Genomic DNA, 23,375 nt, shown 5'->3' on the forward strand with positions numbered 1-23,375 from the left:
CATTCATAACTGAAAACTGATAGCCGTACTACTTAAAACTATAATACCGAAAACTATAATAATGAGAGCCTAATATGAAACGTTCTAATAACGCTACTATAAAAAAATCAAACCAACGTACGACCATTATCAGTCCATTACTTAGCTTAGTTGTGGCAACGCTTATGTCAGCTCCTATAGTCCATGCCAATGCAGAATTGATTATCCATAGTGAGCCTAAGCAAGCCAGTCAGTCTAATCAAAAACAACAAGTCGCGACGCCAGTAAATAATGCTATTAACAATATCGCCAATCAGCAAAATAATAATAAACAAGCACCGGCCGATGTTTCTATTATTAAGCTTATGCAGGTGATGCATATTGACGAGCAAATACAATCTATCGTTAATGGCCAACAGGCGGCTATGGATGCCATCAATATGCAAACACAACAACAGGCTCAAAACGCCAGTCAGCAAGTAAATGATAAGCCACTAAATAAGCGTCAACGTCAGCTGCAGGAGCAAATTCAAAGTGTCTTAGGCCAGTATGCTAAGATTATGAGCAATGGGATAGGCAATGCAACAGACGCGCAAACTTTGACGAAAGCTTATATCAGTGCGGCTAAGACTTACTATACGCAATCGGAAGTTGATGCCCAAATCAAATTTTATGATACGGAAACGGGTCAAAGTATTCTCGCAAAACAGCCGCAAATTACGGCTGCTTTTTTACAGCAATCTTTACCTGAAGATACCAGTGAAACCGAAGCACAACTAGGCGAGCTGCTACCGCAGATGAAGCAAATAATTAAAGGTGTTTTTTAACACTATTGTTTTAAGGTCTGACCTAAACGCTCATGATTAAAGTCACTGACTAACAAGCTACTGACTAAACTCGAATTTTCTAAACACAAATAAAAAACTCTTAAATATAAAAAAGGTCACTATAAAAGTGACCTTTTTATAACTTATATTATAAATGCGTATTTTATTTTTTCATATAATGCCTATTTCTTTGGCGCATTGGCACCAATAAACCAAGCATCTTTATCGACAATACGGCTGACTTCCGTTAATAGGTCAGCGGTATCTTCATCACCCGCATCACCTGCAGTATCGATCCCTTCACGTAATGAGGCTGCAATGGTTTTATAGCGATTGGTCAGCTCACGCACGTGCTCATCTACTTTAGTGATGTCAGTCGGGTAAGTCTCTAAGATAGAGTCCTCAACGACACGTTTAGAGATACCATTGGCTTTACCACCAAGGATAACGATACGTTCAGCAACGGTATCATAAGCCTCCGTTAAGCGCCCATAAGTGTCATCTAATAGCTGATGCACCCCGATAAAGCCAGTACCTTGCAAGTTCCAATGGCACTGCTTGCTGTCCATACTTAAATCAATCAGATTCGCTAAGTTAGCGTTTAATAGATCAATCATCTTCTTTGCGGTTGAGTCATCTATTCCACTTGCGTAACGTTCTCTCATACTTTACTCCATTATTTTAAGTTTTTATTAGGTTTTGTATTAACTTTTCAGCATCTTGTTAACTGTACTTAGGGCTTACTGATTAATATTACTTGTCGATTAATTCAGTATTTATAGTAGCAACTTATGAAAATGATTGAACCACTATGTTTTAGGCTTTATTAAGTGGTCGTGTAAGGACTTTGTTAATCGTGAAAAGCTTTGTAAGTTTAAGCACCATTCTGTGCGCTTTTTATAAACAACCAATGCTTATATTGCAGTAGGAGTCCTAGAAATAAGAGCGTTAAAGCTTCTGTTTTGGACGCTATTTAGCTGTTCGTTTAGGGCTTACTTTAATCTTTACTTTGGTTTTTACATACTATGTCCGTTAGAGGATAAACGCAGTCATTACCCTTTAAAAACGGCTATTTAGACCCCACATCGTTATAAACCTAACCTATTATAAAAAATCAGGAAGACAGCCATTATGCGAATGCCTGAACCGCGCTCGTCGCGTCAGTTAAACCAATTGGCCACTCAGCTGCAAGGCGAAGCTGAAATTAGTGGTGTCAATGCGTCTGGTACGCAAATATCAAGTCGCGCCTTTGAGATGGTCACCGAATTTGAGCCCGCAGGCGATCAGCCGCAAGCCATTAAAAAACTGGTTAACGGTATTAATTCTGGCATGGATGAGCAGCTACTACTGGGTGTGACGGGCTCTGGTAAGACCTATACCATGGCAAAGGTTATCTCTGAGACTCAACGTCCTACCATTATCATGGCGCATAATAAGACGCTTGCCGCGCAGTTATATGGAGAGTTTAAATCGTTCTTTCCCAATAACGCGGTTGAGTATTTCGTCAGTTATTACGACTATTATCAGCCGGAAGCATATGTCGCAGCGAGCGATACCTTTATCGAAAAAGACAGTGCCATTAATGATCATATTGACCAAATGCGTCTTTCAGCCACGCGTGCTTTATTAGAGCGTCGTGATGCGATCATCGTCGCGTCGGTATCGTGCATCTATGGCTTGGGTGATCCAGAAAGTTATCTCAAAATGCTGCTGCATGTCGTCGTTGGTGACAAAATAGACCGCACTGCGACGATTAAGCGCTTGGTTGAAATGCAATATATGCGTAACGAGCTCGACTTTGGGCGTGGTACGTATCGTCTGCGCGGTGAGCTGTTGGATATTTATCCTGCTGAGTCTGAGCAGCTGGCGGTACGTGTGCATTTGTTTGATGATGAAGTCGAAAAAATTACATGGTTTGACCCTTTAACGGGCAAAACGGTGCGTACGGTGCCGCGTATTACTATTTATCCAAAATCGCATTATGTGACGCCGCGTAATAAGTTAGAGGCGGCCAGTCATACGATTCGTGCGGAGCTTGAGCCACGTCTTGAGTATTTTCGCGACAATAATAAGTTGGTTGAAGCTCAGCGTCTTAAAGAGCGTACCCAGTATGATCTAGAGATGATTCAACAGCTAGGTTACTGTAATGGTATCGAAAACTACTCGCAGCATCTGTCTGGTCGTCCGTCAGGCGAGGCGCCTCCGACCTTGTTTGATTATATTCCAGAAGATGCGCTGCTATTCATTGATGAATCACACGTGACGGTATCGCAGATTGGCGCGATGTATAAAGGTGATAGATCGCGTAAAGAAAATTTGGTTAATTATGGTTTTCGTTTACCAAGTGCGATGAATAACCGCCCAATGAAGTTTGAAGAGTGGGAGCGTATCAAGCCCAAGACCATTTATGTCAGCGCAACGCCAGCGTTGTATGAACTTGAGCATAGCGAGCAAGTGGTCGAGCAAGTCGTGCGTCCAACGGGTCTGATTGACCCTGAGATTGAGATTCGTCCAGTATTAACGCAAGTCGATGATGTGCTATCGGAGATTACTAAACGCCGTGAAAAAGATGAGCGGGTGCTAATCACTACCTTAACCAAGCGTATGTCAGAGGACTTGACCAGCTATCTGAAAGAATACGACGTCAAAGTTGCTTATCTACATTCGGATATTGATACCCTTGAACGTATGCAGATTATCCATGAGCTGCGTACGGGCGTGCACGATGTGCTGGTTGGTATTAACTTGCTACGTGAAGGTCTTGATATGCCAGAAGTATCATTGGTCGCGATATTTGATGCTGATAAGGAGGGCTTCTTGCGCTCTGAACGTGCTTTAATTCAGACTATTGGTCGTGCTGCGCGTCATATTAATGGTAAAGCCATTCTCTATGCCGATCGTATTACCAACAGTATGCAAAAAGCGATTGATGAGACCGATCGTCGCCGCGAAAAACAAGTGGCCTTTAATCTTGAGCATAACATTACGCCAAAAGGCGCACGCCGTAGTATCACCGATAAAATCGATACAGGTGATGACCTTGATGCCAATGATAATCAGATGATTCCAATTAAGAGCAATCTTCCCGATGTCGATATCAGTATCTTGCGTAGTCCTGATTTATTGGCTAAAGAAATCAATCGTCTTGAGAAGCTGATGAAGCAGATGTCGCGTGACTTGAAGTTTGAAGATGCGGCAAAAACGCGCGATAAAGTGCTAGAGTTAAAAGCGCATTTGATTTAGACAATAATATGTAGAATGTAAAAACAGTAAGGCGGGTTAACGGTTAGTTAACTCGCCTTTTTTTGAATGCTTTAAGTAGGATTCACTGGATAAAACTTACTACTCAATACGAATACTAAAGTTAAGGTAAGTAAAAATGATTGCTGTAAAAGATTTAAAATCTGTAGCACCAGCTATTAGCAGACGAGACTATATTCTGAACGATTTGAATCCACTAAAACCTGTTCTTGGTATTGGCTTTACAGAACTAGATATGAGGGTATCTTCTACTTATCTTTTCAAACAAGAAGAGCTTTGTGCTACTCATCAACTATCTTATATTAAGTTGGTCAAGCAATATAGAGATTTGGATAATCGTGCTAAAGCTTTTTATGGAAAAGTTGAGAGTATAGAGACTGCTTTAAAAGCTAATTTAGATTTAAGTGGGCTAGATGATTTTCAGATTTCTAAGTATAGAATACGAGATAGTATTTACACTGAAGAAATGTATTTGAACAATATTAAATCTTTGGTTGATCAACACTTTATAGTTGGTTTATGGGTTTTGACTGAACAAACCATCGCTAAAGTTTTGGAAGTCTTCTATGATTTATCAGGACTTTCAAGCAAAATCCCATTTAGATGGGATGAAACTCTAAAATTGTTCCAAAGTCTGTCTCTTAACACTGATGAGAATTTAGAGATTTACAAAAACATAAATGAGCTTCGTGTATTAAATAATAAAATTAAACATCTAAACAAAGTTGATGCAAAATTGTCAGAGTTTGACTATTTTAAAAATATGCTAAATGAACCAATTGATAAGATTAGCTTAGAGCTACAAAGATATTCTGATTACTCGTGCGCTTTTATCTACTTTATTGTAGAACAGCTTGAAGTAGTTATACTAAATGGGACTCCTCTTAAAAATGATAACTCACATAGATAAAAAATAACCTGAATAGAAGTCTTCTAGACCAGAATTAAGAGTTAGCTTTGGCACCCCATGCTATAGCCTTACCTAGAAAAGATAGTCGCTTTAAGTATTGTAGATTAATAAAACTTAGTTAATATTTCAAGCCGCACCTGATATCTATGCAGAGAATATAAAGGTTGAATGATCATAGATTGAGAGTATTGTCTTGTAACTTACGTCTTATATTTTAGAGGTATATATTAGGACTAAAAGATAGAGCTTTACCCATTAGCATTGATAACTAATAATTTGCCGTTAGATAACTTGTAATTATAGAAAATGCCACTTAATATGATATCAAGCAGCTGCATGCGCTTTATTACTCACGGACGACTTAGGCGGATTATCTATCATGCATAATAGTATCAATAATAATACCAATGAATTACTCAGATTAGACTTCAATGAAAACTCCTTAGGCATGTCAGCTTCTGCCAAAGAAGCTATCCTTACTGCTTTAGATGGCGCTGCTCGTTATCCCGATAAGCAGCGCGCTAAATTAATGACCAAAGTAGCCGCTCTCAATGGCGTACCTGAAAAACAGGTCTTGTTGGGTAATGGCTCAATTGAGAGTATCAGGGCTGTTGTGCAAATGCTGCATGACAAAGCCTTGAAGACAGAAGTAGGGTTTCAGCTAGTCATTCCAGACCCAACCTTTGGCTGTGCAGAGCTGTATGCAATCTCTCTTGGCGTACCAGTGGTCAAAGTACCATTAACTCGCGATGACTATGATTTAGACTATGACAATCTACAAAAAGCTGCCACTGAGTTTGACGGTATTAGCTTGTTTTATCTGTGCAACCCTAACAATCCCACGGCAATTATTACTGCGACGGATACGCTCAAAGCTTGGATAAAAAATGCCCCAAAGAACCATTACTTCTTATTGGATGAAGCCTACTTCGGATATGTCACAGACCCAAGTTTTGAGAGTGGCGTTGAGTGGATAAAGCAGGAGCTATCAGATAACCTAATTGTCGTTCGCACCTTTTCAAAATTATTTGGTCTTGCAGGTTTGCGCGTGGGCTATGCGATTGCAAATCCGCAGCTTATTGCAGACATTGGGTCTTTAATGTCTACGGATAATATCAACATCTCAGGTGCCGTCGCTGCAATCGCAACGCTCGAAGATGAGGCGTTTTTGGCGCACAGTTTGCAAACTACTAATCAAGCAAGGCAAATGATGGAGACGGCGCTGGATGAGTTAGGGCTACGTTATTTACCCTCACAAACCAATTTTATTTTTTATGAAGTAAACGGCGATGTGCAAACCTATATCAATAAAATGCGCGAACATGGTATTGCGGTCGGTCGCGAGTTTCCTTCTATCCCAGGTTTCAATCGTATTACACTTGGTACACCCGAAGAGATGACGGTCGTTATTGACGCATTACAGTTATTTCGGAAGAAAGGCTGGGTGTGAGTAAGCTAAATCGTATGATTTGATTCACCAAAAAGGGAAGCTGCTTAAATTGTAGCTTCCCTTTTTTGATTTCTCTACTGGGTTTTATAGGCTGTAGCTAGCGCGCGACACTTTACCAACATCAAACGCAGTTTTACATATCATACCTTAAAAAATAGTAATACCTCTTATAAACTAAGTGAATAAAGTATGACCTATTCAGTATAGGGTTTAATGCGAAAAAAATAAAAAACTGGGTTGGCTGATTAAGACTATTAATCAAAACTATAAATCTGTAAAAGCTAGGGATATAGACATGTTCGACATAAAATCGATACTAAAAAGAGAAGTAGAAAAAAAGCTTATCGATGTGGATGATTATATATTTATGCCTGAGCGCATAGAGATGGAGCTTGAAGGCGGGCTATTAAACTGTGTGTTAAATAGTGATGGTCGCGTTGATATTTTTTATACCAAACAAGGGGTGACGGAAGTCAGTTCCGCAACGCGCAAGCACCCTTATACGCCGTTTGAAAAGGAGTTAAGTCACGGGATATACGATGACATCATTCATGACTTAATTAAAGAGGTGAATAAAGTTCTAGACGGCAAGTCCAAATACTTCCATCATAGAGTGTTACCTATAAAGACGCCGCAACTGCCAACGTCAACCATCATTAAAGAGGATTAAACCTTTTGATTGAGCGGTTGTTTAGCGTTGCTGCTTTATAAAGGGTGAGCAAAATATATTTAGTGATTTTTTCACGAAGAGGGCGCGTTATATACATATAACGCGCCCTTATTCATTGGGTCTTTTCTTAGTAGAAATCATTACTATTTTTGAATAGCAGATTTATTTAGCCTCTATTTTAACCCGCGCTTAACGAGGCTGACCTTTTCATAGCCACGGACTGATCTTTGCTGGCTAAAGCCGTCGTTTTAGTAATAGGGCGAGACTGAGTGCCTTCAACTAAGTGGTTGCCGCTTGCTTGAGTTACCAGTCCTTTGGCATAACGACAGCGGTCATCACGCTTTTTTAAAGTCTCGGTATAATACCATTCGCACTGAAAAGCCTGCTCATTAATGTCTAATAACATATAGCCATGATCAGTTTGGTTATTAAATTTTTGATGCGGGTTTTCCTCTACTCCTGCGCCACTTTCGGGAAATGCTAAAGAGGTGAGGGCGGGGCAAACGAATTCGACCGCAATCGATCCTTCGCCAGTCTCTGGATTATAACTATTGGCATCAAAAGGGTTTTGACAGACATCAAAAGCAAACGACGCATGATAGTCGCCGGTTAAGACAACCGTATTATCGATACTATTGTCTTCGATAAAGTCTAATAAACGTGTACGCGCACTGGCATAACCATTCCAAATATCCCCAGAATTGGTTGCAGATGAGCCTTTAAATGGCGCTAAAATGACTTGCTGACCGAGTATTTGCCAGGTTGCTTTACGGCGTTTGCCCTCTAGCATCTTTAAGTACAGCCAGTTTTCTTGTTCAAGACCTAGCAATTGGCGCTCAGGCTCATTACTGGCAGCCGCATCAAGTTTTTCACGCCCAAATATCCGCGTATCTAGCATGTTCAAGTCAAATAATTTGCCAAACTCAAAACGTCTATAGATGCGTAATTGACTGTCTAATTCGTTACTGCTGTCGTCGCGAATGGGCATCCACTCATGGTAGGCACGTACGGCAGACATTTTACGTTCTAGATAACTACCTTTACTATCATTATGGAAACGGGCGCCACCCTTCCATGAATTGTCGGCTATTTCATGATCATCCCAGACGGCTATAAAAGGATGCTGGCGATGACATTCTTGTAAGTCGATATCGGTACGGTAGCAGGCATAGCGGCGACGATAGTCGTCCAAACTGATGATTTCGTTTTTGGGTTCTAAGGGGCGTTCTTCTTTTAAGTCGTTGTCGCGATAAAAGCCTTCTGGGTACTCATAGATATAATCGCCTAAATGTATGACGGCAGAGATGTCGGCTTGCTTGGCGATATTGGCATAGCCGTTAAAGTAGCCAAAACCATAGTTCGAGCATGAAACCACTGCTAAGCGTACGCGATCGACTGCGCTTGCTGGCAAGTCTGGGTGTGGTATGGTGCGTGTACGACCGATAGGAGAGAGATAGCCCAGTGCTTCGAAACCATAGTAGTAAGTGGTATTGGGTTGGAGGGTTTTAGGGTCTACTTTCACGGTGAAGTCAGATTCCGCTGTTGCTTTTGCGCGACCTTGAGCGACGATGTTTTTAAGCGCTGGGTCTGTTGCAATCGTATAAGCCACAGGGATACTGGAAGCCTCGATACTACCGTCGTTGGTAATCCGTGTCCATAGTATGACGCGATCATGGAGCGGGTCACCACTGGCGATACCATGAACGAAAGGCGCTGCGCCTTGGTAGCCTAAGTCATCTAAATCATTAAGCTTATCTGGCGGCTTGATGTCATCGTCATCTGACGAACAAGCGCTTAGCTGAGTCAGCAAAGTACCGGCTACCGTTACCTGACCACCTAGTTTTATAAATGCACGTCTTTTCATCAGTCATCCTTGATATGAGTTAAAGATAAATTCCATTTATCGTTAATAATATTCAATAATTTATATGAAGAGGCTGGGTTTAGCAATCGCTAACCCAGCCTGTTTCGTAAAGATGACGTTTTTTGATAGGTAGCTTTAGTAGCTATTTATTTAACGATGCTACCGTAGCAACTCTGTAGCGATTTTGCCACAACTCTAGCGACCAGTTGTGTACGATAGCTGGCGTCTATCGCAGCATTGCCCAACTCTACGATAGTCACTTGCTGCGGGGCTTGCTCACTGACGCAACCACAAACTCTACCTTTTACCTCTTCCTCTTGAGTATCCGTCATAGCCACACTAGCAATACGCCACGCATTCTGTTTCTCAATCTGACTACGGCATTGATTATCAATAGCCGATTTAAAAACATTCATACCAATCTCGTTTGCAGTACCAATTGCCGTGCCTGCATTGGTGCTGCCATCAGTGGTGGCGCAGCCAGCTAGCGCAAATGTGGCAAGCATAATGGTCGAAGCGAGTAATTTTTTCATAAGTTTTCCTGTCGTGTTTATCAGTGTTATTGGTGCTTGTATTCTCGAAGCTCTATTCTAAAATGCTCATTTTAGAAGTGCGCTAAGGCTCAATATCTATTATTGAATAAACCATAACGCCAGTAATAACTGAGCATCAATAACTTTTAATTTTCTATCTGTTGCTTATCTCTAGAGCGAATACAGCGTTTGCACTGTAGCATAATAGAGGTTAATTTCGCTTTTAAAAAATGAAGTAGTCGCTAAAAATATTTTGTAGTTTAGGTGCCATTATCCTGTTAAAAGGTGATTATGTAAGCGAAATCACTCAACTAGATAAATAAATAAAATGTGTTTCATGGGCAGCAGCATACTAATGTGGCTATCAATGAACAAAGATTGGCGCTATTGTTTATCAGTATCGACGCTGATAAAGGTTTACAAGACCCTTAAAATTTGTTTAAATAATTAATAATATGAAACTTAGTATCGCATAGCGAAACAATACCTGTGTTTTGGCCTGTTATTCAAGCTTTGATGCGGATTGTAGTTCGGGCCATGATTTGATATAGCTATTAGCTAGTAACCATATAGAGGGCTGTTTTTTTAGCAACCTGACTCGCATCTATTAAAACATGATGGCAATATATGACACACCATGTTTTAATTGAGTAGACCCAAGTTTATGGGGCGCTTAATTCCTGAATTTATATGAAGGTCAGCGTCATAGACTGAGGTTGTCAGTCAACAATAATGAACGACTACCACAACTTGTATTTAAGACCTTTGCATTCAAATGTTTTTTATAAACCCATTTTGCTTTATTTTATCAAGGAAGAAAATAATGAATTCTATTCATAAAATGCCGCTACTCGCTGCCATGATTGCAGCCAGTATGACGCTGGTCGCTTGTTCAGACAAAGCGCCTGCTGATAACGCAGCTACTGACATTGCTACTACCGACACTTCTACAGATACTGCCGCCACAGCAAGTGATAATCTTGAAACCAAATTTGTCACCATTGCCACAGGCGGTGCGTCAGGTCCTTACAACATTATTGGAACGTCTTTGGCAGAAATTTATGCCAAAACTTTTGGGGTCAACGCCAAGACTCAAACGACAGGTGCTTCAGTAGAAAACGTCAATCTATTGACACAAGGTAAAGTGGATATGGTGCTGGCACTTAGTGATGTCGTCACTGATGCGATAGAAGGTAAAAATGACTTTAAAGCGCCCATCACCAATATTCAGCAAATTGCTGTCCTGTACCCCAACGTAATCCAAGTGGTTGCGTCAGAGAAGTCTGGTATCAAAAATATTGAAGATTTAAAAGGCAAGCGTATTGCCGTTGGCGATCAAGGCTCTGGCACAGAAGTTAATGCTCGAACCTTGTTAGAAGGTTTTGGTATTACCTATGATGATGTCAAAGTTGACTATCTAGGCTTTGCAGATGCTGCAGATGCGATGAAAGCAGGCAAAATTGAGGCGGCTTTTTTCAGTAGTGGCTTACCAAACTCTTCATTACTAGAGCTAGAGCAGGGCATTAAGTTGCAGATGGTCACCATCAATCAAGATAAGCTCAAAAAAATCATTGAAACCAAGCCTTACTTTAAAACTTTTGAGATTCCTGCCGGTACCTATGGTAATGCTGCTGCTATTCCAACCACAGCTGTCATGAACGCTTTGTTGGTGCGCTCTGATATCTCTGAGGAAGATGGTTATAAGCTGACTAAAGCGTTATTTGAAAACTTGGATGGTCTAAAGAACGCTCACCAAGCGGCTAAAGATATCAGTTTAGAGACCGCTCAAGTTGGTATGGTGGCTCCTATTCATCCTGGTGCCAAGAAATACTATGATGAGAAAGCAGCCAAATAAACCTATATGGTGGATTGCTGGCGCAGCATCGATGGCTGCGCTGGTTTTATTAATACTATGGGTGATTTTTAGTCGTCAATCTGTCATTGAAGTACGGGTAACAGGTGTTGCTGATAGCGATAGCCTAGTCTGCTATTTTGTCGAACCCAACTTTCAATTACGTTGGATTCATTCGGTAGAAAAGCAGTGGTGGGAGGAACAGTATCTTCGTGAAAAAGAGGGATTGCTATTAACCAATACTTACTTTCAAGCGTTTGGTGCCGGTACCCCATCGACCGAAAATATTGCCCCTATAAAAAAACAGGGCTATGTCGGCTATCAAATCAACCAAAGATTTCCCCATCTTAACTGGGTGGTATCAAGACTAACTCAGGGTGAGATTGATTATGCGGATGAGCGCTTTTTAATTCATCAATGGGTACCAGATTATTCAGAAGTAACTATCATGCCCAAGGCATATAGTCTAATCGATAGATTTAATAAGGATTTTTGTCATGAACTCCCAAGTGATGGATCACAATAGCGGGACTACTATTTCTAGCGATGATACGAATTTGACACATCAGCCAAACGCTCATGAAGATACTGAAAATTACGCTGACGTTGATCCTAGTGTGACACAAGCGATATTAGAAAAATACGATCGAGAATCTATTACGCGTCATATCACCCAAGGTCCAGTAAAGTATATTATCGCGGCAATCTGTATTTTATACTCCATTTTTCATTTATATATTACCTTTAACCCCATGCCATCATTATTGCAGCGCTCCGTGCATGTGGGTGTTGGCTTTGCATTGATTTTTTTAATCTTTCCTGCCAGCAAAAAAAGCAGTCGTAAGCGGGTAGCATGGTATGACTGGATTTGGTTTGTGTTGTCTTTATCTGGGATGGCTTATCTTATATACGAGTATCAAGATATTGTCACCAGTCGAGGCGGCATGGCAAATTCGGTCGATGTGATATTTTCTATTATCACCGTCATCTGCGTCCTTGAGGGCAGTCGGCGTATCACTGGCTGGATATTGCCCATACTGGCCTCTATATTTTTGCTATATCCCTTTGTCAGTCATCTGGACTTTATGCCTGATCGGTTACTGACCAGACCTTATGATATGGGTGATATTTTTGGTCAATTATTCTTAAAAACAGAAGGCTTATATTCAGTCGCAATCGGTGCCTCAGTTACTTTTATCTTTTTATTCATTTTGTTTGGTGCATTTCTAGCGCGTTCTGGAATGGGTCAGCTGTTTAATGATTTGGCATTGGCGCTGGCAGGGGATAAAAAAGGCGGTCCTGCTAAAGTGGCTGTCATCTCAAGCGGCTTTATGGGTAGTATCAATGGTTCAGCCTTATCAAACGTAGTCAGTACAGGCGCGTTTACTATCCCATTGATGAAAAAGGTTGGTTATCATAAAGATTTTGCGGGAGCTGTAGAGGCAAGTGCATCAGTTGGTGGTCAAATCTTACCACCGATTATGGGCGCTAGTGCTTTTATTATGGCGGAAACCACAGGGCTACCTTATAGCACTATTGCTTTGGCAGCATTATTACCTGCTATCTTGTATTATTTGGGCGTTATCGCTCAGGTACATTTTCGCGCAGGTCGCCGAGACTTAAAAGGGATGGCAAAAGAGAGTTTGCCGCAAGTAAAAGAAGTATTAAAAGCGCGCGGTCATATGCTATTGCCGATTGTGTTTCTGATTTACTTATTGATACAGAATGTTCCTGTAGGGTATGCCGCGGCTTATACCATTGGTTTTACTGTCATCGTCAGTATGCTACGCAAAGAAACACGTATGGGCTTCAAGGATATTTTAGGTGCTCTAGAAGATGGGGCACGTCAGTCATTAGCAGTGATGGCGGCTTGTGCGGTTGTGGGTATCATTATTGGGGTCGTTAGTTTGACAAGCTTTGGTACGGTGATGACATCTTCGATTGTCACCTTAGGGGCAGGGTCGTTATTGCTCACCTTAATTTTGACCATGCTGGCTTCAATGGTGTTAGGGATGGGGTTGCCATCTATTCCTGCCTATATCATTACCGCAACGATGGCGGCACCCGCGTTGGCAGGGTTTGATATTCCTATTTTATCAGCGCATATGTTTGTCTTCTATTTTGGCGTGTTTGCCAATATTACCCCGCCAGTTTGTCTGGCCGCCTTTGCTGGTGCTGGTATCTCTGGCGGAGATCCGATGAAAACAGGATTCTTGTCATTAAAGTTAGCCTTAGCAGGTTTTATCGTGCCGTTTATGTTTATTTATAATCCTGCAATGTTGATGATCGACCCGACAGACCTTGCTGTCACGGCTAAAGAATTTCCATTACCACCTGTTATCGATATTATTATTGCCGTTGTAACGTCTGTCGTTGGTGTAATTGGACTTAGCGCAGCGTTAGAGGGTTATTTTAAAGGTGATATGAATGTCGTTACGCGCTTAATATTGGCGTTAGGTGCATTACTACTGATTTATCCTGGGCTTATTACAGGTTTAATAGGGGGTGTTATAATACTCGGTATCGCGGCTTTTAATATAAAAGGTAGTAAGGCGCCAGCCGCTTTAAATGTTTAACATTGAAGCGCTACTGCTTTAAGTGAGACGGAAAAGGTAGAAGCATAAAAAAGGGCAAATAGTAGATATCTGCTATTTGCCCTTTTTATATTTTAAGAGTCGTCATTCTACTTTAATATAATGACGACTCTCACTTAACAGCCAAGTTTACCTTCTGCTGCTAAGGCTTTTTTGCTACGAATGGGTGCTGGGCAATCTTCACCATAGTACTGACGATCAGCAAAGTAGCTTGAGCGCACCATTGGGCCTGCCCAAATACTAAAGAAACCAATCTTTTTGCCATAGTCCATATAACGCTGGAATTCATCTGGATGCACGTAACGATCGACAGGTGCATGGTCTTTACTGGGTTGTAAGTACTGACCAACGGTAATCATGTCGACGTTATGCGCCTTTAAATCGTCAAGCAATGCATAGATTTCTTCTTCAGTCTCGCCAAGTCCGACCATAAAGCCACATTTGGTGGCGATATCAGGGCGCCGCTCTTTATATAGCTTAAGCAAATCGAGCGAATGCTGATAGTCAGAGCCTGGGCGGAACGCTTTATATAAACGCGGAACCGTTTCGATGTTATGGTTAAAGACATCGGGGGGCGTTTCGGTCAATAAATCTAAAGCAATCTCCATACGACCACGGAAATCTGGCACCAAAATCTCGATTAAGCAATTTGGGCTTAGCGCGCGAGATTCGTTCAAGACTTCAACGAAATGAGCGGCGCCGCCATCTTTTAAATCATCACGGTCAACTGATGTGATGACGGCATATTTAAGACCCAAGCCTTGAATGGTCTCAGCGGTATGGCGTGGCTCGTCTTTGTCCAATTCATTTGGGCGACCGTGTCCGACATCGCAAAACGGGCAGCGACGGGTACAGATATCACCCATAATCATAAAGGTGGCGGTACCATCGGCAAAGCACTGTGGCAGGTTAGGGCAAGCGGCTTCCTCACAGACGGTATAAAGCTTTTGCTCACGCAAGGTGGCTTTGATACGTGCCACTTCCGAAGGTGAGGACATTTTAACCCGAATCCAATCTGGCTTTTTCTTTGCCTCGACGGTCGGAATTACTTTAATTGGGATGCGCGCTACCTTGTCGTAGCCACGTAGCTTTTCACCTTGGACGGCTTTTTTGGGTTTCGCACGGGCAGCGGGGACGTGGGTTTGTACGGCGTTTGTCATAATCAAATGTTCTCTTAACCCTTGATAGGATAAGGGTTTATGGCATTATTAGAATGTTTTATGAATCGAGCTATTATAGCAGATATCTGGTCAAGGTTTTTTAGGCAATCTTGTTAAAATGATTAAGAATGCTACAACAAATAACAAGGCTTCCATGAATAACAGGCTACTACGAAGCGTGCCTTTACCGTAGTTTTATTTATTGATATCAATATCCATGTCATTTAGTACGTCTATGGCGGCGCGAAACGCTTCTTGGGTGGCAGGTGCGCCGCAATAGGGTAGGCTATGCATCAACACTTCGCGTATTTCAGCGACGCTAGCGCCATTATTAATCGCCCCACGGATATGACCTTTTAGCTCAGCGGGACTTTTTTGTGCAATTAAAAAGGCAATCGTAATTAAAGAACGATATTTGCGTGGCAATACGGCGTCATCTTGCCAAGTGCTGCCCCAAGCATGTTCGATAATCCAATCTTGTAAGGGCTGAGTAAATGGCGTCGCTGAATCAAGCGAGCGTTTAACATGCGCCTCGCCCATCACTTCAGTACGAACTTTTAGACCATTTTTATAATTGGCATTATCGTCCATCTTATTGTCCTTAATATTTACTGGAGAAATCTATTTTATAAAGTCATATATACAAAAATTTGCTGATGAAATCCATCTGATAAGTTATTAGATAATAAGAGTATAGCAGGCACGCGGTTTTTATTTAACCGCCGATGTAGAAAAGGAGAAGAGTAAAAATGAGCGGTAAGATGACGGGTTTGCTATTTAAGCGCGTCAATCATATTAGTTATGGTACTATTTTTATAATAAATGTCCAATATGGCCTTATTCTGCGCCTTTTCGTGGCTCAGCCATTAACATTTTGAGCGTTTTGAGCTATGATTGCACGGATAATTATTCAATGCAGTACATCGATGTAGGCTGTCATCCTGACTACTCACGTGATGTACTGGTCACCAACCGACGAGGACGACTATTGTGTTAGAAGCTTATCGTAAACATGTCGCAGAACGTGCTGAGCTAGGGACTGTACCACTTCCACTAAATGAGAAGCAGGTAGCAGAATTGGTTGAGCTACTGAAAAACCCACCAGCGGGCGAAGATGCGTTCTTAATGGACTTGTTAGAAAACCGTATTCCTGCCGGTGTTGACCAAGCCGCTTATGTTAAAGCTGCATTTTTAGCCGCTATCGTTAAAGGCGAAGCGACTTCACCACTTATCAGCAAGAAAAAAGCCGTTGAAATTTTAGGCACTATGCAAGGTGGTTATAATGTTCAGCCATTAGTTGCAGCATTAGACGACAGCGAAGTCGCACAAGAAGCTGCTGATGCGTTGAAAAAGACATTACTCGTATTTGATGCTTTCAATGACGTCACCGAAAAAGCTGAAGCTGGCAATGACATCGCAAAAGAAGTCGTACAATCTTGGGCTGACGCTGAGTGGTTCTTAAGCCGTCCTGAAGTTCCAAAGAAAACCACTTATACAACCTTTAAAGTGACTGGCGAGACCAACACGGATGACTTGTCACCTGCGCAAGACGCATGGAGCCGTCCAGACATTCCATTGCATTCATTAGCCATGCACAAAAACTCTCGCGACGGCATCTTTGCTGACGAAGAGGGCGTTGTTGGTCCAATGAAGCAAATCGAAGCTTTGAAAGAAAAAGGTCATCCACTTGCTTATGTTGGCGACGTGGTTGGTACCGGTTCTAGCCGTAAATCTGCAACCAACTCAGTACTTTGGCTCATGGGCGATGATATCCCGAACGTACCGAACAAACGTGGCGGTGGTCTAGTACTTGGTAACAATATCGCTCCTATCTTCTTTAATACCATGGAAGATTCTGGCGCTTTACCAATCGAAAAAGTAGCGGTTGATAACCTAAACATGGGTGATGTATTTGATATCTATCCATATGAAGGCAAAATCACTAAGCATGATTCTGATGAAGTATTGTCAACGTTTGAGCTAAACTCACCAACTTTACTTGATGAAGTTCGTGCTGGTGGCCGTATTCCATTGATCGTGGGTCGTGGTTTGACCAATCGTGCTCGTGAATATATGGGTCTAGGTCATTCAGACGTATTTGCTAAGCCAGAAGAGCCAGCTGATACTGGTAAAGGTTTTACCCTTGCACAAAAAATGGTCGGTAAAGCTTGTGGCCTAGAAGGCGTACGTCCTGGTATGTACTGTGAGCCTAAAATGACCACAGTCGGCTCGCAAGATACCACTGGTCCTATGACCCGTGATGAGCTAAAAGACTTGGCATGTTTGGGTTTCCAAGCAGATCTCGTGATGCAGTCATTCTGTCATACGGCTGCTTATCCAAAGCCAGTTGACGTTGAGACTCAGCACACCCTGCCTGATTTTATCATGAACCGTGGCGGCGTCAGCTTACGTCCTGGTGATGGTATTATTCACTCATGGTTGAACCGTATGCTACTTCCAGATACCGTTGGTACTGGTGGTGACTCGCATACGCGTTTCCCAATGGGTATCTCGTTCCCAGCTGGGTCTGGTTTGGTTGCATTTGCTGCCGCGACTGGTGTGATGCCACTTGATATGCCTGAGTCTGTCCGTGTGCGCTTCGTTGGCGAAATGCAGCCTGGTATTACCTTACGTGACTTGGTTCATGCGATTCCTTATCAAGCCATTAAAGAAGGTTATTTAACGGTTGATAAGAAAGGTAAAATTAACGAGTTCAACGGTCGTATTCTTGAAATCGAAGGTCTAGAGAACTTAACCGCTGAGCAAGCGTTTGAATTGTCTGATGCCTCAGCTGAGCGTAGTGCTGCTGGTTGTACTATCACTCTATCTGAAGCGTCTGTGACTGAGTACCTAAACTCAAACATCACATTGCTTAAGTGGATGATTTCAGAAGGCTATGGCGATGCGCGTACGATTAGCCGCCGTATTGAGCAAATGCAAGAGTGGCTAGCTAATCCAAGCCTATTGCGTGCTGATGATGATGCAGAATATGCTATCGACATGACCATCAATATGTCTGACATCAAAGAGCCGATTCTTTGCTGCCCGAATGATCCAGACGATGCTAAAACGCTAGCTGACGTCGCTGGTGATACCATTGATGAAGTGTTCATTGGTTCATGTATGACCAACATCGGTCATTTCCGTGCTGCTGGTAAACTCTTGCAGGACGTACCAGCAGGTAGCCTTAAAACTCGTCTATGGATTGCGCCACCGACTAAGATGGATGCGCGTCAATTGATGGAAGAAGGCTATTACAACATTTATGCGCAAGCCGGTGCTCGTACTGAGATGCCAGGTTGTTCATTATGTATGGGTAACCAAGCACGTATCGCACCGAACTCTACTGCGGTATCAACGTCTACCCGTAACTTCCCGAACCGTCTAGGTCAAGGCGCTAACGTTTACCTAGCTTCTGCAGAGCTTGCAGCAGTCGCAGCGGTACTTGGTAAATTGCCAACCAACGAAGAATACCAGCAGTACGCTGGCATGCTTGATAGCATGGGAGAGGAAGTGTATCAATACATGAACTTCGACCGTATGGATTCTTATACTGAAGAAGCCGACAAAATTAACGTTGCTCAGTTGACCTAATTTTAAGTTAGCTTTTGATCTAGAAGATCCTTAATCGTTAAAATAAAAAAACCCCGTATCATTATGATGCGGGGTTTTTTTATAAATTTAAAATATACCAATAATTATTTGCAAACTTTTATTGAGTGCTTATAATCAAAGTCGCTTATTCATCTTTAATTACTAACTCTTATTTTTAGAGACTAAAAATCACTTAAGTTATGGAAAATAAAAATATGCTTGATAAAGTAACGCCACCACCTTTACCGAATACTAGGATGGTTAATAATCATAGTGTTGAAGCAAACTATGGCATTATTGATTGGTTTAAAAAAGGATTAAGAAATTATACCAACTTCTCTGGTCGTGCTCGACGTAAAGAATATTGGTTTTTCGTATTGGTACAAATGGGTTTGTTAATCATAGCGATGATTTTAGATGCCATTATATTTAATTCAGAAACGGGGCTATTCTATATTGTTGTAGTGCTTGGTCTGTTTTTGCCTGGGTTAGCGGTGACTATTCGCAGATTACATGATACCAGCCGTTCAGGATGGTGGTTTTTGATATTCATTTTGCCATTGATAGGATCTATTATATTATTGGTATTTCTAGCGAGCGATACCAAGCTCGAAACCAATCAGTGGGGCCCGCCAGCAAAATAAGCCCTTTATTACTCTTGTTTTGCGATAAGCATTGACTGGTTTCTCTCATTATCTTATGTATAATATAAGGGCAGGCGGAAACCGTGGCTCTGTATGTGACTTATCTTTTTCTATCTCGGGACGGACCGATACTTTGATAGGCACTTTTTTTATATTCAAGTGCTTTGGAGTCTTGGTTGATTACTTTATCCCCACTCAAACGTCGTATTGTTTATGTGACCATCTTTGAGCTTATCGCTATTGTTTCTTCTACCTTTGTATTGATGAAACTCAGTGGTGGCGACGCAGCAGAGTCTTTACCAGTTGCTGTGATGGTATCATTGGTAGCTGTCATTTGGAACTTTTTATATAATACTGCTTTTGAAGCATGGGAACGTCGTAAGCAGGTGCCAAAGCGCACGCTATTGGTACGCAGTGCTCATGCCTTGGGATTTGAAGGCGGATTGGTATTGATTTGCTTGCCACTTTATATGATTTGGTATGATGTTGGCTTGATAAAAGCCTTTATGATGGAAGCGGCATTACTGCTATTCTTCTTGTTTTATACCTTCATTTTTACCTTGGGCTTTGACAAGATATTTACCTTACCGCATCATTATGACACGGCTTCTGCTTCTTCATGAGTAAATAGATTAAAGGTATTGATATAGACTTTACTTCAAATTTATTTACCCAAAAAAAGGCTGCCATTAGGCAGCCTTTTTGATGATAGTACAGAAGATAGCATGAGAAATCTTTTATTTACCTTGATAAACGGGCTTACGTTTTTCCATAAAGGCGGTGATACCTTCGGCAAAGTCAGCGGTTTTGGCCATCATGGTTTGTTGATCAATTTCCATATCGAGCGCTTCATTTAAGCCAGAAAAAGCATGAACGTTAATCATATGCTTCATTGACGCTAAGGCTTTACCCGGTAAATTGCTTAAGCGCGTTGCCAATGCTAATACGCTGGCATCAAGCTCGTCTTTGCTCACGACGCTATTCACTAAGTTTAGACGCGCGACATCTTCTGCAGTGAGCTTATCACCTAACATCACAAGTTCAGTCGTTTTTGCCACACCAATCAATTGATTCAATAGATAAATGCCACCCGCATCCGGAATCAAACCGATATTGACGAAGGCTTGCACGAATTTGGCATTATCAGCGGCAATGCGGAAATCACATGTTAATGCCAAGTTCATCCCAGCGCCAGCCACTGCCCCTTCTAATTTAGCAATAATAGGTTTATGGATATTACGCAACTTTAAACTCACTTCCGCCACTTCTCTGAGCATAAAATCAAGCTTTGCCACCAATGCCTCAGGTTCCATACCATTTTCTAACATCTCGCCGATATGACCACCACTAGAGAAGTTATTGTTTGACCCTTGCAGCACGATCACGCGGACGTCAGCATCTTGGTCTGCTTGATCAAGAGCCTCCATAATCGCGTTTTTTAATGGCGTGCTAAACGCATTTAGCGTCTTAGGGTCATTCATGGTAATGGTGGCAATATGATTTTCGCTGTGATATTCGACCAGAGGTTGTGACATATTTGGTTTCCTTAGTGAGAAGTTTTAGATAAGCATTGCTGATAACAATGGACGTTATGATGGATATGGTTGTTGGGTGTAATAAATCGTTCAAGCTGATTACTATATCAGCTTGTTATGATTATAAAAGCGAGTTTTGTAGGCGATTAAGGCACGCTTAGAAGGGTTTAAGTTTTATCTATTTTGTTTTATATTTATATTTTTGAATATAATTAGTCTATTGTGTGAAAATAACGCTATGAACTATTTGCTCGCTGCATTATGCTAAAAGGCAACAGTTTTTAAGGCAGTATTTTAAGTAGGTGTTTTTCAGGGATTTCATTCATTGAAAAATGAGCATCAGATAAATAAGCCCTAAACAAATAAGTATTCAATAAACAAGCAACAAACAAGGAAGTAATTATGCCAGTGATAAATGTGAATAACGTTGATATTTATTATGAAGACAGCGCGCCTGATGATAAGCAAAAACCAGTGATGGTCTTTGCCCATGGGCTGCTGTGGAATACGCGGATGTATGACAAACAAGTAGAATACTTTAAGGCAGGCTGTCGTTGTATCGCTTTTGATTTTCGTGGGCAAGGTCAGTCTGAGATTACCAATTCGGGCTATGATATGGAGACGCTGACCGAAGACACGCTAGCATTATTGGAAGCGCTGGATATTGATAAATGCCATTTTTTAGGGTTATCCATGGGTGGTTTTGTCGCTCAGCGTATCGCGCTAAGACGTCCGGAGCTACTGCTATCGCTGACATTACTTGAAACGTCAGCAGATCCTGAGGACCCAAAAAACGTACCGCAGTATCGTAAATTGATGAACGCTATCCGCTGGCTAGGCATGAAGCGTGTGAGCCAAAAAGTTATGCCTATTATGTTTGGCAGCAGCTTTTTGACAGATAAGTCGCGTAAGGCTGACCGTAGAGAGTGGCTAGCGATGCTACAAAGTAACCGTAAGGGCGGAGTGGTTAAGGCAACCACAGGCGTCATTGAGCGCTCGGCTACGTATGATCAGCTAGGGGAGATTACCACACCAACACTGATTATCGTTGGTGATGAAGATACGGCAACGCCTTATGCAAAGGCGGAGCGTATGCATTTTGCGATTAAAGGCTCGAAGCTTGCGGTTATCAAAGGCGCTGGGCATACGGCGACGGTAGAAGAGCCTGAGCAAGTAAATAAGGTGATTAATACCTTTTTAGCGAACTGTGTCTAACTTTGAGTTAGACTGGAGGCAGTCTTGAATAAGACATAGTAGTTAATGAAATAATAGATTTTCCATGCTAAAAGCCGTTATCCTATTTAAGATAACGGCTTTTTTATTGAGACTATTTAACAAATTAACTTTAAAGCGACAATTTTAAAAAAATATTCTAAAGCAGTAAGGTTGATGTCTTTGTTTATAACCGGGTCGTATAGTCAGTATTAATATCATCAAGGGTGCCAAACACCTCAGCGCGATTGACGATTTCTGTTGCCCATGCACGGTGCGTGGCAGGCTCGAGCATGGTATCGTTATATTTAAATACCGCTTTTGCCTCGCTATGCAAGATCGCCTGAGCTTCATCTAACGTGCTTAACGGCACGCAATACGCTTGCTGTACCAAAGCAATCTGACTTGGGTGAATGACCGTTTTGCCGACTAGTCCCAAGTTTACATCACGCATCAGCTCTTTCATAAACAGCGTTGGCTGCTCTAAGTATTCAAATACAGGAGCGGTAAGATAAAAACCATGCGGTACAAAGCAGCCAAGCAGCTGATAGGCGAGCGTACCAATCGGGGTGTCATAGACGATGCTATTTTTAGGACGGCGCAAACGTAGCGCTGCAAATAAATCGTTACCGCCGATACGCAGGGCAAATACTGGCTGGCTAAAAGCTTCTTTAAACCCAATCGCCAATTCTTGATTGTGATGAGGGTTAAACAGCGCTGCCGTCTCAAGCGTTGGCATCAATAAATGCTCAGTGCTTAAATTCTGAGACGCCATGCGCCAATTAGATAAGCTATACATATCAACTTTTGGCATAACAAAACCATCGACCAAATCAATATGGGCAAAATTTGATAGCTGTTCTAGCATGGCAGGATGGCGCGGGCGTACAAATACCAGCGGGCGCGTTGGCTGTTCAGGATGTATCTCGGCTTGCTGTGTCGGCTCATTAATACTATCGACGTGCGTCGCCCATGTATACAGCAGCGTTTGCAAGCGATCGAGTGCCAGCTCAACATCGCTATGGCTGACCGCATCTTCTAAACAGATAATAATACTGTTAATCTTCGGTAATTTATCACGCGTAATGACTTGCCAAATATCTTGCCGCGTCGCAGGCATGTAAAGGCTGGCACCCAACTGATATGGATGATGGGTGTGCGGCTTGAGCATCGCATGACGCTCAGTAATCAGGTGGGCATAAGACTGATTGTTGTTATAAAGGTTGGACTCGTTGTGGGGCATATCGGACATAGTTGGCATCGTAAATAGTGATAAATGAATGGTTATAG

General features: G+C 41.9%; 19 protein-coding genes. 12 read left to right on the forward strand and 7 right to left on the reverse strand.

Annotated elements, in window-relative coordinates:
* Positions 1-74 precede the first annotated feature (74 nt).
* Positions 75-806, forward strand: coding sequence for a DUF2059 domain-containing protein (locus tag FQ084_RS02400; protein WP_262880629.1), 732 nt, complete (start codon positions 75-77; stop codon positions 804-806).
* Between the two features lie 182 nt (positions 807-988).
* Here FQ084_RS02400 and dps read toward each other — a convergent pair whose 3' ends face one another.
* The gene (gene dps / locus FQ084_RS02405) at positions 989-1,471 is read right to left on the reverse strand and encodes a DNA starvation/stationary phase protection protein Dps (RefSeq protein WP_149489030.1); all 483 of its coding nucleotides are present in this window, start codon (positions 1,469-1,471) and stop codon (positions 989-991) included.
* A 466-nt stretch (positions 1,472-1,937) separates the two neighbouring features.
* Here dps and uvrB point away from each other — a divergent pair, with 466 nt between their 5' ends.
* From uvrB to FQ084_RS02425, 4 genes are all read left to right on the forward strand, one after another.
* Entirely contained in the window at positions 1,938-4,049 is a 2,112-nt protein-coding gene (uvrB, locus tag FQ084_RS02410; protein WP_149489031.1) for an excinuclease ABC subunit UvrB, read from the forward strand.
* 136 nt (positions 4,050-4,185) lie between these two features.
* Entirely contained in the window at positions 4,186-4,977 is a 792-nt protein-coding gene (locus FQ084_RS02415) for a hypothetical protein (RefSeq protein WP_149489032.1), read from the forward strand.
* 379 nt (positions 4,978-5,356) lie between these two features.
* The gene (locus tag FQ084_RS02420; RefSeq protein ID WP_149489033.1) at positions 5,357-6,427 is read left to right on the forward strand and encodes a pyridoxal phosphate-dependent aminotransferase; all 1,071 of its coding nucleotides are present in this window, start codon (positions 5,357-5,359) and stop codon (positions 6,425-6,427) included.
* 295 nt (positions 6,428-6,722) lie between these two features.
* Entirely contained in the window at positions 6,723-7,097 is a 375-nt protein-coding gene (locus FQ084_RS02425; protein ID WP_149489034.1) for a hypothetical protein, read from the forward strand.
* Between the two features lie 178 nt (positions 7,098-7,275).
* Here FQ084_RS02425 and FQ084_RS02430 read toward each other — a convergent pair whose 3' ends face one another.
* Together FQ084_RS02430 and FQ084_RS02435 are read right to left on the reverse strand one after the other, a co-directional pair.
* Positions 7,276-8,961 (reverse strand): alkaline phosphatase D family protein, encoded by a 1,686-nt coding sequence (locus FQ084_RS02430; RefSeq protein ID WP_149489035.1) that lies wholly within the window; start codon positions 8,959-8,961, stop codon positions 7,276-7,278.
* Between the two features lie 146 nt (positions 8,962-9,107).
* Complete coding sequence (locus tag FQ084_RS02435) at positions 9,108-9,494, reverse strand: hypothetical protein (protein ID WP_149489036.1); 387 nt, start codon at positions 9,492-9,494, stop codon at positions 9,108-9,110.
* Between the two features lie 823 nt (positions 9,495-10,317).
* On the opposite strand from FQ084_RS02435, the gene FQ084_RS02440 reads away from it, so the two are divergent.
* Genes FQ084_RS02440 through FQ084_RS02450 form a run of 3 tightly spaced genes read left to right on the forward strand, consistent with a single transcriptional unit; the run spans position 10,318 to position 13,922 of the window.
* A complete protein-coding gene (locus tag FQ084_RS02440; protein ID WP_149489037.1) occupies positions 10,318-11,349 on the forward strand; it encodes a TAXI family TRAP transporter solute-binding subunit in 1,032 nt (343 codons plus the stop codon).
* Complete coding sequence (locus FQ084_RS02445) at positions 11,327-11,872, forward strand: DUF1850 domain-containing protein (protein ID WP_149489038.1); 546 nt, start codon at positions 11,327-11,329, stop codon at positions 11,870-11,872. Before FQ084_RS02440 ends, FQ084_RS02445 begins: the two co-directional genes overlap by 23 nt.
* The gene (locus FQ084_RS02450; RefSeq protein WP_223144839.1) at positions 11,844-13,922 is read left to right on the forward strand and encodes a TRAP transporter permease; all 2,079 of its coding nucleotides are present in this window, start codon (positions 11,844-11,846) and stop codon (positions 13,920-13,922) included. Before FQ084_RS02445 ends, FQ084_RS02450 begins: the two co-directional genes overlap by 29 nt.
* A gap of 134 nt (positions 13,923-14,056) precedes the next feature.
* On the opposite strand, the gene lipA is transcribed toward FQ084_RS02450, so the two are convergent.
* Both lipA and FQ084_RS02460 read right to left on the reverse strand, forming a co-directional pair.
* Positions 14,057-15,100, reverse strand: a complete 1,044-nt coding sequence (gene lipA, locus FQ084_RS02455; RefSeq protein WP_149489039.1) for a lipoyl synthase — start codon at positions 15,098-15,100, stop codon at positions 14,057-14,059.
* A gap of 195 nt (positions 15,101-15,295) precedes the next feature.
* Entirely contained in the window at positions 15,296-15,691 is a 396-nt protein-coding gene (locus FQ084_RS02460) for a carboxymuconolactone decarboxylase family protein (RefSeq protein WP_149489040.1), read from the reverse strand.
* 399 nt (positions 15,692-16,090) lie between these two features.
* Between FQ084_RS02460 and acnB the strand changes: the two genes are divergently transcribed.
* The 3 genes from acnB to FQ084_RS02475 all read left to right on the forward strand — a co-directional run bounded on the left by acnB (position 16,091) and on the right by FQ084_RS02475 (position 19,961).
* A complete protein-coding gene (gene acnB, locus FQ084_RS02465; RefSeq protein WP_149489041.1) occupies positions 16,091-18,694 on the forward strand; it encodes a bifunctional aconitate hydratase 2/2-methylisocitrate dehydratase in 2,604 nt (867 codons plus the stop codon).
* A 215-nt stretch (positions 18,695-18,909) separates the two neighbouring features.
* Positions 18,910-19,338, forward strand: coding sequence for a DUF805 domain-containing protein (locus tag FQ084_RS02470; RefSeq protein WP_262880630.1), 429 nt, complete (start codon positions 18,910-18,912; stop codon positions 19,336-19,338).
* Positions 19,339-19,514: 176 nt separating this feature from the next.
* Entirely contained in the window at positions 19,515-19,961 is a 447-nt protein-coding gene (locus FQ084_RS02475; RefSeq protein WP_188032873.1) for a PACE efflux transporter, read from the forward strand.
* A gap of 114 nt (positions 19,962-20,075) precedes the next feature.
* Here the strand turns inward: FQ084_RS02475 and FQ084_RS02480 are convergent, their stop codons facing one another.
* A complete protein-coding gene (locus FQ084_RS02480; protein ID WP_149489043.1) occupies positions 20,076-20,873 on the reverse strand; it encodes an enoyl-CoA hydratase/isomerase family protein in 798 nt (265 codons plus the stop codon).
* Between the two features lie 402 nt (positions 20,874-21,275).
* Between FQ084_RS02480 and FQ084_RS02485 the strand changes: the two genes are divergently transcribed.
* Positions 21,276-22,088, forward strand: a complete 813-nt coding sequence (locus FQ084_RS02485; protein WP_149489044.1) for an alpha/beta fold hydrolase — start codon at positions 21,276-21,278, stop codon at positions 22,086-22,088.
* A 184-nt stretch (positions 22,089-22,272) separates the two neighbouring features.
* On the opposite strand, the gene FQ084_RS02490 is transcribed toward FQ084_RS02485, so the two are convergent.
* Complete coding sequence (locus FQ084_RS02490) at positions 22,273-23,337, reverse strand: HpcH/HpaI aldolase/citrate lyase family protein (protein ID WP_149489045.1); 1,065 nt, start codon at positions 23,335-23,337, stop codon at positions 22,273-22,275.
* Positions 23,338-23,375: the final 38 nt, after the last annotated feature.

This window comes from Psychrobacter sp. ANT_WB68, from assembly GCF_008369115.1.
Classification (GTDB): Bacteria; Pseudomonadota; Gammaproteobacteria; order Pseudomonadales; family Moraxellaceae; genus Psychrobacter.